The sequence below is a fragment of the Caloramator australicus RC3 genome, assembly GCF_000297115.1.
GTDB classification, from domain to species: Bacteria; Bacillota; Clostridia; order Clostridiales; family Caloramatoraceae; genus Caloramator; species Caloramator australicus.
This window is the reverse complement of record NZ_CAKP01000079.1, coordinates 1-13,014: the sequence shown is the minus strand read 5'-3', so window position 1 is coordinate 13,014 and position 13,014 is coordinate 1. Positions and strand designations below refer to the sequence as shown.

At 30.7% G+C, this 13,014-nt stretch carries 17 protein-coding genes and 1 pseudogene; 10 read left to right on the top strand and 8 right to left on the bottom strand.

What is annotated here, in order from left to right:
* Window positions 1-189, bottom strand: a pseudogene (locus CAAU_RS07280) (UPF0236 family protein); the annotation flags it as partial.
* 145 nt (window positions 190-334) lie between these two features.
* On the opposite strand from CAAU_RS07280, the gene CAAU_RS07275 reads away from it, so the two are divergent.
* From CAAU_RS07275 to CAAU_RS07250, 9 genes are all read left to right on the top strand, one after another.
* Window positions 335-787, top strand: coding sequence for a hypothetical protein (locus CAAU_RS07275; RefSeq protein WP_040306209.1), 453 nt, complete (start codon window positions 335-337; stop codon window positions 785-787).
* Between the two features lie 67 nt (window positions 788-854).
* Complete coding sequence (locus CAAU_RS07270; protein WP_008908786.1) at window positions 855-1,253, top strand: helix-turn-helix domain-containing protein; 399 nt, start codon at window positions 855-857, stop codon at window positions 1,251-1,253.
* Window positions 1,254-1,345: 92 nt separating this feature from the next.
* On the top strand, window positions 1,346-2,125 hold the full coding sequence (locus tag CAAU_RS07265) for a RecB family exonuclease (protein ID WP_040306207.1): 780 nt from the start codon (window positions 1,346-1,348) through the stop codon (window positions 2,123-2,125).
* Between the two features lie 122 nt (window positions 2,126-2,247).
* Window positions 2,248-2,406: a hypothetical protein gene (locus tag CAAU_RS14620; protein ID WP_008908784.1), complete on the top strand. Its 159-nt coding sequence runs from the start codon at window positions 2,248-2,250 to the stop codon at window positions 2,404-2,406.
* Window positions 2,381-3,727 (top strand): recombinase family protein, encoded by a 1,347-nt coding sequence (locus CAAU_RS07260; RefSeq protein ID WP_008908783.1) that lies wholly within the window; start codon window positions 2,381-2,383, stop codon window positions 3,725-3,727. The genes CAAU_RS14620 and CAAU_RS07260 overlap by 26 nt, the downstream gene beginning before the upstream one ends.
* A 5-nt stretch (window positions 3,728-3,732) precedes the next feature.
* Window positions 3,733-4,122 (top strand): hypothetical protein, encoded by a 390-nt coding sequence (locus CAAU_RS14615; protein ID WP_008908782.1) that lies wholly within the window; start codon window positions 3,733-3,735, stop codon window positions 4,120-4,122.
* Window positions 4,040-5,671, top strand: coding sequence for a recombinase family protein (locus CAAU_RS07255; RefSeq protein ID WP_156792054.1), 1,632 nt, complete (start codon window positions 4,040-4,042; stop codon window positions 5,669-5,671). The genes CAAU_RS14615 and CAAU_RS07255 overlap by 83 nt, the downstream gene beginning before the upstream one ends.
* A 21-nt stretch (window positions 5,672-5,692) precedes the next feature.
* Complete coding sequence (locus tag CAAU_RS14610) at window positions 5,693-5,851, top strand: hypothetical protein (RefSeq protein ID WP_008908780.1); 159 nt, start codon at window positions 5,693-5,695, stop codon at window positions 5,849-5,851.
* Window positions 5,852-5,863: 12 nt separating this feature from the next.
* A complete protein-coding gene (locus tag CAAU_RS07250) occupies window positions 5,864-7,468 on the top strand; it encodes a recombinase family protein (protein WP_008908779.1) in 1,605 nt (534 codons plus the stop codon).
* Window positions 7,469-7,474: 6 nt separating this feature from the next.
* Here the strand turns inward: CAAU_RS07250 and hepT are convergent, their stop codons facing one another.
* The 7 genes from hepT to CAAU_RS07215 all read right to left on the bottom strand — a co-directional run bounded on the left by hepT (window position 7,475) and on the right by CAAU_RS07215 (window position 12,566).
* Complete coding sequence (hepT, locus tag CAAU_RS07245; protein ID WP_008908778.1) at window positions 7,475-7,909, bottom strand: type VII toxin-antitoxin system HepT family RNase toxin; 435 nt, start codon at window positions 7,907-7,909, stop codon at window positions 7,475-7,477.
* Window positions 7,890-8,339, bottom strand: a complete 450-nt coding sequence (mntA, locus tag CAAU_RS07240; RefSeq protein WP_008908777.1) for a type VII toxin-antitoxin system MntA family adenylyltransferase antitoxin — start codon at window positions 8,337-8,339, stop codon at window positions 7,890-7,892. Before mntA ends, hepT begins: the two co-directional genes overlap by 20 nt.
* Before the next feature lie 5 nt (window positions 8,340-8,344).
* On the bottom strand, window positions 8,345-8,617 hold the full coding sequence (locus CAAU_RS07235; protein ID WP_008908776.1) for a UPF0175 family protein: 273 nt from the start codon (window positions 8,615-8,617) through the stop codon (window positions 8,345-8,347).
* A gap of 42 nt (window positions 8,618-8,659) precedes the next feature.
* Window positions 8,660-9,220: a Uma2 family endonuclease gene (locus tag CAAU_RS07230; protein ID WP_008908775.1), complete on the bottom strand. Its 561-nt coding sequence runs from the start codon at window positions 9,218-9,220 to the stop codon at window positions 8,660-8,662.
* A 153-nt stretch (window positions 9,221-9,373) separates the two neighbouring features.
* Window positions 9,374-9,952, bottom strand: a complete 579-nt coding sequence (locus tag CAAU_RS07225) for a Uma2 family endonuclease (RefSeq protein WP_008908774.1) — start codon at window positions 9,950-9,952, stop codon at window positions 9,374-9,376.
* 123 nt (window positions 9,953-10,075) lie between these two features.
* Window positions 10,076-10,699, bottom strand: coding sequence for a mannose-1-phosphate guanylyltransferase (locus CAAU_RS07220; protein WP_008908773.1), 624 nt, complete (start codon window positions 10,697-10,699; stop codon window positions 10,076-10,078).
* A gap of 55 nt (window positions 10,700-10,754) precedes the next feature.
* Window positions 10,755-12,566 carry a PAS domain-containing sensor histidine kinase gene (locus CAAU_RS07215; RefSeq protein WP_008908772.1) on the bottom strand — a complete coding sequence of 604 codons (1,812 nt, stop codon included), beginning with the start codon at window positions 12,564-12,566 and terminating at the stop codon, window positions 10,755-10,757.
* A gap of 107 nt (window positions 12,567-12,673) precedes the next feature.
* Between CAAU_RS07215 and CAAU_RS07210 the strand changes: the two genes are divergently transcribed.
* Window positions 12,674-13,014 (top strand): UPF0236 family transposase-like protein (locus CAAU_RS07210; RefSeq protein ID WP_040306202.1); only part of this gene is annotated, 341 nt, incomplete at its 3' end.

The window sequence follows — 13,014 nt, the reverse complement described above, 5'->3', positions numbered from 1 at the left end:
TTTATCTAATTCTTCTAAAAAGTCTTTTATTATATTCCTTCCAAGTTCATCAGTCGATTCTTTAACTACCTCAACAAGTTTTGTAAAATCCCATTCTTTTGACAGCATTTCTTCTACATTTTTTATTAATTTAGTAGTGAAATTTATTAAATGTTGTTGTATAATATCATGTTGTATAATATTATTCAAAAGAGACACCCCCTTATTGATTTGTGTTTTTTCCACTTTTTATTTTACCACAGGGGTTGTCTCTTTTAAATTTTTTGTCCTTTTTCGTCCTACAATAATTTTACACTATGATAATGGTATAAACAATCCTTCTGAGCAGCATCAATTGGATGAAAACAATCTTGATTCAGAAAAAATAGAAACAGAAAAGAAAGCAGAAATTGAATCAACAATTATTATCGACAACACCAAAGTAAAAAATTATGAACAATTAGCTTCTTTAAGTGAAAATTTAAAAAATCAGTTGGAAATATTAAATAATAAGATTGATAGTTTAGAAATGAATCTTGCAAATCTGTTTTCTAGAAGTAAGGAAACTAATATATCAGATAAAAACACCTCAGTTGAAATTACTCAAATGATTAATCAAATATTGGAATCAAATAATGAAAAAATATCTGTTCAAATTAATAAAGAGCTATTATCAAGAGCAGCTCGATATATTGATAATAAATCATTAATAAAGCTTGAAACCATTGTCAAGGAAGGACATGATATTAACTCCACCATTCTTCAATATATATTGATTTTATTTATCCAACAAAACTCACTTTTTTAATTTCCAATAAAAGGATTTTAGCATTCTCTGTAGAATTATATATAAAAAATACAAATGAGGGATTACTATGGATGAAATAATTGTTAGGATTGGAAAACTAATAAGGGAGAAAAGATTAATAAAAGGATATTCTACTCAGGAACTTGCTGATTTAATTGGAGTTTCTGCAGGCTTAATTAATAATATAGAAAATGCCAGAAATGATACTTTTAATTTAGAATTACTATCTAAATTGTGTTCTGCTCTTGATATCCCTTTTATTTCAGTTTTTCCTATTAATACAAAAGAATTTAAAGAAATAATATTATCTAACCAACTTAATTCTACTGATATCCAAGAACAAATAAATAATTTAATTTCTAATTATATAAATGCTGCCGAAAAGTTAAAGTATAATCCTTTAAAATTAAATAAACTCCTAGAAAAATTAATTTATGAAATAGAATTTTTTATAAATACTCAATAACGATTCCTGTTGGCAAGTCCAACAGGATATTTTATTTATTTTTATTCATTTTTTTATATTTTTTTATAAAAAAATGAATAAAAATAAAATTATTGTTCATACTAACTAATGGAGGTGAAAATATAGCAAATAGTAAAATCTATATAAGCTATACAAGTATTAGCACCTTTAGGACTTGTAAAAGGAAGTTTAAATTTAAGTATATCGACAGAGTTTCGGCAGCTCCTGTAAAATCTCCCTTCCTCAGCCTTGGCGTTAGCGTTCACAACACACTGGCAGAATTTAATATGCTCCCTAAAGAATGGCAAACAGCCGATAGTTTAATGCAATTATTAAAAAGGCACTGGGTTTCCGACGGATATAAAAATTCCAAAATAGAAGAAAACTTTTTAAAAAGAGCACAAAATATGCTTTTAAACTACTGCTCCGAAAGGAGGGATATGGGAAATATAATTTTATGTGAAGAATTTTTAAAGCAGGATATAAATAAAAATCTAATTTTATTAGGAAAAATTGATAAATTGTATTTAAACGAAAATGGAATCCTTGAAGTTTTAGATTACAAAGCGGGATACACTGCCCTTAGCAAAGAAGAGTTTGAAAACAATATTCAGCTCCCTATATACGCCCTACTTACAAAATATAGGTTCAATAAACTGCCTAAAGTTATAAGCTACTACTACCTTGTTCCTAATCAAAAAATTTCAATAGAATTAACCAAAACTATCCTGGAAAATGGTATTTATAATCTAAAAAAAGTAATTAATGAAATTTTGAGCGAAAAAGATTTTCCCTATAATTCCTCTAATAACTGTAAAAATTCCTGCGAATATTATAATCTCTGCGAAGCCTTCAATGTCAAAGCCAACTAAAATCAAGTCTTTAAGAATTTCACATCTTTAAAAAATCAAATCTATCAATTTGGGAGTTAATATAACCAACCATATTAACTCCCTATCGTAAAAATTAAAATTCAACTAAGGTGGTGATTTTTTTGCCAAAAACAAAGGAAAAACCATTAAAAATTACTATAAAATACTCAGAAGATACCCTTAATTGGAATAATTTTGTAAATAATATTATATCTTTTTTGATAGATAACGAAATTTTAGGTGATATAATTAGGGATGAACAAAATAAATGTAATAAATGAAGAAATAATAAAAAACCCCGAAAAATATGCAGCAATATACGCCAGGGTATCTTCTGTAAAGGACAACAATTCAATTAAATCTCAAATAGAAAAAGCAAAAGAAAAAATTAATAAAGAAAATCTCCTTTTATACGCCATTTACGTAGACCATGTATCTGGAAGAACAACTCCACCACCAGATAGAAAAGGCTTTGGAAAACTCATTGAAGATGCAAAGGCAGGAAAATTCAAAACTGTTGTTGCCTATAGACATGATAGACTCGTAAGAAATTTAAAAGACTGGATAGACCTTAAAAACTTATTTAAAAAATTAGGTATTAAAATACTTTTTTCAGAAGAAACAGAATACGTATCCGACAATACAACGCAAGGAGATTTTCTTGAGAACCTTTTAGTTATGATTGCAGAGCTTGAACCAAACAATATTAATGAAAGAGTTTCAAAAGGGAGGGATTTTAGAAGAAACCAAGGTGTTTATAATGCTGCAAAAAATGTCCCCTTTGGATATGAAAGAATAGAGTATGTTGACAGCACAAATCAAGATAATATAAAAACAAAATACAAAAAGAAAACTTTAGAAGCGCTTTTTGTAAAATATATGTATGAAAAATACAAAAATCTCATAAATTCAAATAAGTCTAAAATAGGATACTTAATAACCGCTTTTGAAAATTTCATGGAAGTAATTTTCCAAAATCTAGACACCCAAAAAATATATAATCTTGATTCATTATCTAATGAACCTTACGAAAAAAATATCTTAAACGAAATAAAAACTGAATATTTAACTGGCAATAACTTAGATTTAATAAAAAACAAATTAGAAGCAATAAAAAATCATTTATCAAACCATGCCTTAGTTTTAAGTCTATTGAAAAATCCAATATACAGCGGTTATATGCTCAAGGATGCAAAAAACACAAATAAAGGAATAAAATGTTCTGGAAACAATGTTGAAATCGATTGGGATGCATTTATTAATGTTAAAAACGTAGAAAAAATAATTGAAGATGATGATACATTCCAAACAGTTTACTGCAATATAATGGCATCTAAAATAAATGATGATTTTGACGAAGACTACCTTTTTAAAGGGAAAATATATTGCAGCAGCTGTTATAAAAAACTTTATTTAACGGATAATATATTAACCTGCCTCAACAAATGCAATGCATATATAAAGACAAATCTAATCGAATCCATACTAGAAATAATAATTGACGATGTTTTAAAAAGCTCCGACGATGGATTTCATAAGTTTAAGAATGTAATTACAAACAAAATATCCGAAATTGATAAAGAGATAAATAAAAAAGAATAGAAAAGATGAAGTTAATAAAAGAATACGTAAAAGACAAAAACTTAGATAAAGACGCATTAGTCAATCTTCAAGATGAATTAAATATGCTGCTTCAAAAAATAGCTGAATTTAGAAAGCAGCTTAGTTATGTTGAAAAACTTCAAAATATAATATCAAATCACTACAAAAGCTCCTCAAAAATACCAAATCATGATTATTTAATAAACCAAATTAAATCCAATTTAATTACCTATATAACATCAAATCAAGATTATTTTATTCCCCTACTCAACAAAATAATTAAATCCATAAAGGTGAGAAGCAGTGAAAAAGATGGAAAATACATTACAAGATTTAAAATCGAATACTCCTTCACCTACAAAAGGGATAGCGATATATCTGAGGGTATCGACTGAAAAGCAGGATTCAAATACATCTAAGGATACACAATTTAATACTATCAAAATGAAAATAAAAGAACTAGCCCTTGAAAATAGAGTAACTTTTATATACGAAGATACTGAATCCGCATCCAAAAAACCCATAAGTTCAAACTTTGAAGATGACAGCTTTTCTTCAAGAAAGGGCTTAAATGAACTTATTTTCGATGCTAAACTTGGTAAATTCGATACTTTATTTGTTTACAGTCACGACAGATTAACAAGAAATGTTCATGAATCGCTTCTTTTAAAATACCTTTTTAAAAAACTAAATATTGATGTGGTTTACTGCAGACCAGGGGAAGACTTAAATACTCAAAACCAAAAAATTAATGAATTCTTCGACCATCTTTTAAACAATATTGCTCAGTTAGAGGCCAATCTAATAGGTGCAAGAGTTAAGCTTGGGAATGAATATAAAATAAAGAATAATTTATGGGCTGGTGGTCCACCCCCCTACGGATACAAATTAAACAAAGGTCCTAAAGGCAGAACTACTTTAAAGGTGTCTGCAATTGAAGCTGCGATAGTTAAAGAAATTTTTAATTTATATCTTTCAGGATGTTCACCTAAAATTATTGCGGAACTAATAAGAGAAAAATATCCTGAAAACAATGATAGAAAATGGACAGTTAATTCAATAAAAAGCATTATAAGCAACGAAAGCTATCTCGGATATATCGTTTGGAATAAAAAAGGCGGAGCAAGGAATCCAGTAAAGCATACTAATCCTATTAAATCAAGTAAAATAACTGAAAATGAGATAATCTCTAATGAAATATGGGAAGAAGTTAAAAAGATAAAATCACTTATAAGAAATAATCCAAAATTTTTATCCACACCATTTCTTCTTAAAGACTTTTTGGTCTGTGGAGACTGTGGAAAAAAGCTAAAGTGCAAAAACAATGGGAAGGGTAAAAAAAGGGTCTATTACTGTGATAATGATAAAGGAAAATGGGATTTTTGTATTGATGCTAAAGAAATAGAAGAAAAAATAATAAGCAAAATAAATGAACGCATAACTGATTTACTTTCTGATGAAAAGCATTATGATGAGTTTTATAATGCCTATGTTAAAAAGCATGAAGAAAAAATTGGGCTTTTAAAAAAGCAGAGGGAAGAGTTGTATGAAGAATATAAAAGTGTAATTGCAGAGCTTGAAAATTGCGAAAAGGAAATATTCGAATTAACCCAAACAAAGCATGATGTAGATATGGAAAAAGATAAGACCCAATATGTTTTGCTCGATTCCCTCAAAGAATTTAAAAGCTTTCTTTGTATTAATAAAGAAATAATAGAGAAAAAGCTTGAAAGAAACGCTGAAAAGCAACGTGAGCCTTTAATTAGTAAAGAAAAATTTAAAGAAAAAATAAATAAAGATACAAAGCTATTGGACTCAATATCCAAAAAACTTGACTCTAATATTTACAAAAGATATATCCGAATCCTTCTTTTAAACACCATTGAGAAAATAATAATTACACATGATAAAAATGTTGAAATTATAAGCCTTTATTTTTCATAGCAATCTATTTGGTGGGGGGTTATGTTAAATACTAAAATCACATTAAATTCAAAGTCAAATCCCAAAAGATTAAACGAATTATACACGCAAGCAGTTCTCAATCTTATCAAATTAAAGCTTTCCCCAAATGCAGATGAAGTGGATTATATTATTAAACTTTTAAATGATGCAAAGGATTAGGAGGAAATATAGATGAAGGTTGCAGCAATATATTCAAGAAAGTCAAAGTTTACTGGAAAGGGCGAATCTATCGATAATCAAATCTCTATTTGTAAAGATTACCTTGAAAAAATGGGAATAACGGAATACTTAATATATGAAGATGAAGGCTTTTCGGGTAAAAACATAAAAAGGCCTGAATTTCAAAGGATGCTAAAGGATGCAAAGGCTAAAAAATTCGATGTCCTTATATGCTATAGGCTAGATAGAGTCAGCAGAAACATTGCAGATTTTGCCCACCTTATTGAGCTTCTATCAAAGCTTGGGATTGAGTTTATCTCGGTTTCAGAGCAGTTTGATACCTCAACTCCAATGGGAAGGGCAATGATGTATATAGCCAGCGTATTTGCTCAGCTTGAAAGGGAAACTATAGCCGAAAGAATAAAGGATAATATGCTTGAGCTTGCAAAGAGCGGAAGGTGGCTTGGAGGGGAAACCCCTACAGGATTTAAAAGCGTCCCTATTATATATACCGATAAAGACGGCAAACAAAGGAAGATGTTTAAACTTGAACCTATTAAAGAGGAACTTGAACTTGTTAAACTTATATTTGAAAAGTATCTTAAGTATAAGTCATTAAGTCAGGTTGAAAAGTATCTTCTTCAAAACAACATCAAAACCAAAAGGGGAAAAGATTTTGTTAAGATGAAGATTAAAACGATACTTAACAATCCAGCCTATGTTAAAGCAACTAAAGAAGTTTTTGACTACCTTGAGGAAAAAGGGATTACAGTTATAGGGGAGCCTAATGGGAAACAAGGTCTTCTACTCTACAACAAAAGAAAAGGCAAAGGAGAGTTTAAGGATATGAATCTTTGGGTGTGTGCCGTTGCAAAACATGAAGGAATTATTGAAGCTAAAGATTGGCTTGAAGTTCAGCGCACCCTTGAAAAAAACAAAGAAAAGGCCCCAAGGCTTGGCAAATCAAAATCAGGGCTTTTATCTGGCCTTTTAAGATGTGCAAAATGCAGCAGCGTCATGAAGGTTACCTACGGAGTGTTAAATAAAAAGACTAATGAAAGGCCCTACTATTATACCTGCACTTTAAAGCTCAATTCAGGCAAAACAAGATGTGATAATAAAAATGCAAAGGGAGAGGAAATTGAAGAAGCTGTAATTGAAACTTTAAAGGGGCTTTGCCTTGATAAGAAAAAACTTTTAGAAGAGCTTTTAAAGTATAAGGAAAATCTTTCATCTAAATCTATAAATGAAGAAATTGAAAGTATAAACAGCAAAATAAAGCAGAATGAAAAGGCCATCGACAACCTTACAAATACCCTTTCACTGACTGAGGATTCAAATTTGTCTAAGGTTCTTCTTCATAAGATAGACTCCATTTCAAAGGAAAACTTAAACTTAAAGAAAAAACTTCAAGAACTTAAAGATTCACATCAACTTGAAGTTACAAGAAAAAGAAAAATCGATGAGTTTGTAAAGTCTATGGAAAGGTTTGAAACCCTCTTTGAAAATTCATCCTTTGAAGAAAAGAAAATGCTCCTTAGGGATATAATAGAAACGATATATTGGGATGGGGATAGCAAAAGCATAGATATAAGATACAAAGAGGCAGGTGATTAACCTGCCTTAGTGATTTTCTTCAAGCCATTTTGTAATATATTGTGCAAACACTGCAAAATCGTCTAGTCTATTTTTTAATACATCAAGAATAATATCCTCATCAACCCTTGTATAGTCGTGAACAAGTATATTTCTAAAGGACGCCATTCCTACAATTTGTTTTGCAAACTGCTCTGGGATAACGCCTTGTTTGTATAAAGTTAGTATAGTTTCCCTGTAACTATCAGGCCTTTCTAAGCCTAAAGAAGATATTATAATATTTGCAATGTCAAGAACGCATTCTACACATATGTGTATTCCCCTCTCAATTCCCCAATATCTTATAATATCTTCCTTAAGATTTTCTTTGTTAACTTCAAGGGATACCTGCTTTAAATGCAATAAATTTTTCTGAAGCTCTCTAATTTTAAAATTTATCAAATCAACTATATTTCTTGTCACTTATATCACCCCATTTTTCCTTAAAAACCATGTCCATTATTTCCTTTTGCCTTCTCCTGAAAAACTCCATATCCATATATTCGTCCATAGCCCTTGCTTCAAATAATACTCTTTCATCTTCGCTTATTTTATAGACATTTTTACCGTATTTAATTACCTGAAACTTTAAGACCTCATTTGCATCGTTTAATATAACAAGGTCGATATCGTCCCTTTTAAAAATATCCATAAACTCTCCTATCAAGTTTAATTTATCGAAGGGTGAATATGCACCCATTAAAACTGCAATATCAAGGTCGCTATCCTTTTTATTGTTTCCCTTTGCATAGGAGCCAAAAATATATATGAGTTTTATATCAAACTGGGAAAGTAATTTATCGATATTCTCCTTGAGAATATTTTCTACCTCTTGTAAATTACTTTGAATCATAAACTTCACTCCATTAAATTTTCTATCGTTTTTACATCTTCTATAGCCTCTGAGCCTTCCATATCAAAATATTCAATTCCCATTTTACCTAGGTCAGTTATAAGTTCAAACTTACTTAAGCCCAATATTTCCGCAGCTTTGCCATAAGATATCTTATTTTCTTTTACTAAGATATAAACCATCAATTCTCTTATCTTTTTTTGATATTCAACATTTTTTACATCCACAAAGTTAAGTAAAGTTTCAGGCACATCTATTTCAATCTTTACTAAATTCATTTTACTCACTTCCATAATTATCGATAGCTAAATTTTTATCATTTATTCGAATATATCCTTAACCTTAATTTTTACGTTCTCTATAAGCAAAATTATTTCTCCATTTTCATCATATACATCTGGTCTTCCATATCTATCGTTTTCTAATCTAAAGACCGTTACTGTCTTTTCTTCTGGCCTTACCATCCAGTATTCTTTAACCTTAAACTTTTCATAGAGATTGAATTTTTCTATGGCATCTTTACTTGCAGTTGAAGGTGAAACAACCTCAACGATAATATCAGGAGCCCCGATGCAGTATTTTTCTTTTATCTTACTTTCATCACAAACAACAAAGACGTCTGGTTGAACTACGTTTTTAGAGTCCATTGCCGACTCGTTGTTTTCTACAAGTAATACATCTAATGGCGAAATAAAAACGCTACATTCCTTTATTGAATTTTTAAGGGAAAAGTATATATTCCCAACAACTCTTTGATGAAGAACGGATGGCGATGCTAAAAGATAAGGCACTCCTTCTATTAATTCATATCTATGCTTTTCATCCCATTGCAGGTAATCCTTATAAGAATATGAAACTTGCATCTTTGCGATATTTTTCATTTTTATCACCCTTTACATTTTTTATTATTCTACAGCCACCATAACCTTTTTGCCCTCAAACATAATTGCCAGTTCTAAAAAATCGCTAATCCCTAAAGCTATTGACTCATTGCTATAGTTTCTGCCTGCTCTATAAATGTCAAAAGGCAGGCACTATTGCAGAATTTCTTCTATACTAAACCTAAGGTCTTTAAAAACATTACAATTAATTTGTTCATTAAATTTGTATTTTTGTGGTTCACCATACTGCTCTTCATCATTTAATATATATACTAACACGTTCTTTGAATCAGGATTAACTATCCAATACTCTTTAACCCCAAACTTTTCATATAAATAAAGCTTTTTAACATAATCAATTGAAGCATTTGAGGGTGAAACAACTTCTATAATAAAATCTGGTGCACCTTTGCAGCCTTTATCATCAAGTTTATTTTTATCGCATACAACCGAAATATCTGGTTGAACAACATTTTTACAGGAATCCTCACTTTCACCCTCATCCATTAATCTTACATCAAAGGGTGCCACATACACTTCACAGTTTAGACCCTTTTCGGCTAAAAAGTTGCCAATAATCCTCGCTCCTTCAGTTACTATTTTCTGGTGAACTCTTGACGGTGCAGGTGACATTGCAAAAAACTGACCATCTATAAGTTCAACTCTTTCGTTAGAGTCAAGCTTCAAATAGTCTATATAAGTAAAAATATAACGCCTTTTAGGAAGTGACATATCATCACCCCTTTCTAAAATACTTAATATAATTTTACCACAACATCCCAACGATTAAACAGATATATTAACAATTTCCATATATTGAAAATGTCAAAAAGTCAAAATGTCAAGAGGCAGGCACTATCGCACTTTGGTAAGTCGTGGGTCTGCACGCCATACGAACATACCGCTGTTCCACAGAAAATTTCCCTTTTCAATTAAGGATGCGGCAACATCTACGTTTGGCTTTTCTATAAAGCGTTTAACCTTGTAAACTCCTTCCTCTATTGTATCACCAACTTCTATATATCCGTAGCCTGATTCCGGTCTTGTGGGGTTTATTCCAAAGGTTACAAGATAATCACCATCCTGTGCAACATCTATCGCCTTTACTATTGCCCTTTCAAACTCCTCCTGCCCTTCTATAACGTGATCGGAAGGCAGAACAACCATTGTCGCTTCAAAGTCCCTCTTTAAAAGTTTTATTGCAGCAAGGCCTATGCATGATGCCGTTTCTTTGTTTAAGGGCTCTTTAAATATATTGGAGCTTTTTATTTTTAAAATTTCATTTATCTTATCGACATAAATATTATTTGTTACAATACATATCCTGTCGTTAGGGATTATGTTGGAAATCCTTTCAACGGTATTTTCTATCATCGTCTTTTCGCCAAGGACCTTAAGGAACTGTTTGGGTAAATTTTTCCTTGATTTTGGCCAAAACCTAAGCCCTAAACCACCGGATAATATAACTGCATATATCATAAAAAATCCCCCCGCATATTTTTATAATATGCATCGGGGGAATTTTGGTTACAGATTATGAATAAATATCTGAAAACTCGATATTGATTCTTTCAACATAACCATTGGTTATGCTTCTATCAACTAAACTTATATCTTTTGTTTCTATAGTCCTTGCAGGAAGAATTACAGTAAATTCGCTTCCTTCTCCTTCCTCACTTGTTACAGCAATTTCTCCATCATGCATCTCTACTAAAGCTTTAACAAGGGAAAGACCTATTCCGCTTCCCTCATGATTTCTGCTTAAGGATTTATCTACCTGTCTAAACCTATCAAATATTAATCCTAACTTCTCCTTTGGAATACCAATCCCCGTATCCTTAACTGATATTTTAACATACTTCTCATCGTTGCTTATATTTACAAATATACTGCCTCCAACATCCGTGAACTTAATGGCGTTTGATATAAGATTTAAAAGTATCCTTTCTATTTTATCCGGATCTACAGCTATTACTCTTTCTTTTCGATCCGTTTTAAAAAATATTTTTAGCCCAAACCTTTCAACATACTCCTCAACTGATGCCACAATATCCTCAGAAAGCTTTATTATATCCACATTTTGTTGATTAATTTCAAAATAACCTGAATCAATTTTGGTTATATCGATAAGATTATTTACAAGGCGTAAAAGTCTATAGCAGTTTCGCCTCATCATCTTAACATACTTTGATAACTTCTCCTGGATTTTAGTATCCTCATTATTTATATAAATTTGCATAAGTTGAACAGCTCCCAATATTACATTAAGGGGTGTTCTTAGCTCATGGGATATATTTGCAAAAAACTCACTTCTTACCCTTTCAAGCTCCATAGCCTCATTGAGCATCATTCTGTTCCTTTCAAGTTCCTTCTTTTGTCTCAAATCCCTTATTACAACTAAGGATACAATCTCCCCATCCAAATCAACAGGTGTTGCTGCAACTTCAACGTCAATGATATTCCCATCCATATCTATTATTTTTTCTTCAAGCCAAGGTAAGGTTACTCCATTTTCATAGGTCTCCTTAACCCTTTCCATTACAATTTTCTTAAAATCATCGTGCAAAAAGTCCAACATAGATCGACCTACAAGATTTTCAACCTTTACTATTTCTTCTGCTGCCCTGTTAGCATATAATATAAGTCCATTTTTATGGACGATTATAGGGTCCGGCATCAATTCAAAAAACTTTCTATACTGCTCCTCCTTTTTCTTTAATTTTTCTTCGTATTTTACTTGAGCAGTTACATCAAATATCTGCCATATTCTACCGTAAACATGTTTATCTTTATAAATCATCTTTGTGTAATATTCATAAACTTTACCATCCTTGGTTTCAAGCCTTCCATTTCTTATCCCTTTACTTTTAAATATACCTTCTAATCTATTAAAAAAAGTATCCGGATCCTTTAAATTATTCCTTGTAAAATCTAATATTTTTTCTGCTGCACATTGTTCACCTTCAATTCTAAACATTTTTTTGAATAAGCTATTCATTTCTAAAATATTTTTATCGTCATGAACACAAATTCCACCCTTTGTGGATTCGATGATGGCTTTAAATTTTTCTATGTTTTTGTCCTTTTCCTTTATTATTTTCTTTCTATCCTCTATATCCCTTAGAACACCATATAATCCGCTTAAGTTTCCCTCTTGATCAAAAAAAGGACTAAAGATTGCCTCCACCCACACAAAATTCCCTGTTTTTATCCTCACCCTGCACTCTACCCTTTTGCTCTCACGGGTTTGAATAGCATACATTATTTCAGAAAAAGTTTTTTTCAAATCATCTTTATAAATATAGTCGACTATATTATTCCCTACTACATCTGATGGAGTATACATAGTGTAAAATTATTGTAGGACGAAAAAGGACAAAAAATTTAAAAGAGACAACCCCTGTGGTAAAATAAAAAGTGGAAAAAACACAAATCAATAAGGGGGTGTCTCTTTTGAATAATATTATACAACATGATATTATACAACAACATTTAATAAATTTCACTACTAAATTAATAAAAAATGTAGAAGAAATGCTGTCAAAAGAATGGGATTTTACAAAACTTGTTGAGGTAGTTAAAGAATCGACTGATGAACTTGGAAGGAATATAATAAAAGACTTTTTAGAAGAATTAGATAAAGCGATTAAAGAAGATGATAAGAGAAAAAAGGATAGGATAGTTGAAAGAAAAGACAAGAAAAGTATTATTACGCTCCTAGGAGGAATAGAATATTCAAGAACATACTACAAATCAAGAAAGAGCGGAGAATATAGATATTACTTGATGATGTT

What these genes read in the sequence shown, in the direction of transcription:
- CAAU_RS14610 (WP_008908780.1), top strand. Translation starts at nt 5,693, where the DNA reads ATGTTAAATACTAAAATCACATTAAATTCAAAGTCAAATCCCAAAAGA.
- mntA (WP_008908777.1), bottom strand. Translation starts at nt 8,339, where the DNA reads ATGATTCAAAGTAATTTACAAGAGGTAGAAAATATTCTCAAGGAGAAT.
- CAAU_RS14615 (WP_008908782.1), top strand. Translation starts at nt 3,733, where the DNA reads ATGAAGTTAATAAAAGAATACGTAAAAGACAAAAACTTAGATAAAGAC.
- CAAU_RS07235 (WP_008908776.1), bottom strand. Translation starts at nt 8,617, where the DNA reads ATGAATTTAGTAAAGATTGAAATAGATGTGCCTGAAACTTTACTTAAC.
- CAAU_RS07270 (WP_008908786.1), top strand. Translation starts at nt 855, where the DNA reads ATGGATGAAATAATTGTTAGGATTGGAAAACTAATAAGGGAGAAAAGA.
- CAAU_RS07255 (WP_156792054.1), top strand. Translation starts at nt 4,040, where the DNA reads ATGGAAAATACATTACAAGATTTAAAATCGAATACTCCTTCACCTACA.
- CAAU_RS07260 (WP_008908783.1), top strand. Translation starts at nt 2,381, where the DNA reads ATGAACAAAATAAATGTAATAAATGAAGAAATAATAAAAAACCCCGAA.
- CAAU_RS07230 (WP_008908775.1), bottom strand. Translation starts at nt 9,220, where the DNA reads ATGAAAAATATCGCAAAGATGCAAGTTTCATATTCTTATAAGGATTAC.
- CAAU_RS07215 (WP_008908772.1), bottom strand. Translation starts at nt 12,566, where the DNA reads ATGTATACTCCATCAGATGTAGTAGGGAATAATATAGTCGACTATATT.
- CAAU_RS07225 (WP_008908774.1), bottom strand. Translation starts at nt 9,952, where the DNA reads ATGTCACTTCCTAAAAGGCGTTATATTTTTACTTATATAGACTATTTG.
- CAAU_RS07220 (WP_008908773.1), bottom strand. Translation starts at nt 10,699, where the DNA reads ATGATATATGCAGTTATATTATCCGGTGGTTTAGGGCTTAGGTTTTGG.
- CAAU_RS07250 (WP_008908779.1), top strand. Translation starts at nt 5,864, where the DNA reads ATGAAGGTTGCAGCAATATATTCAAGAAAGTCAAAGTTTACTGGAAAG.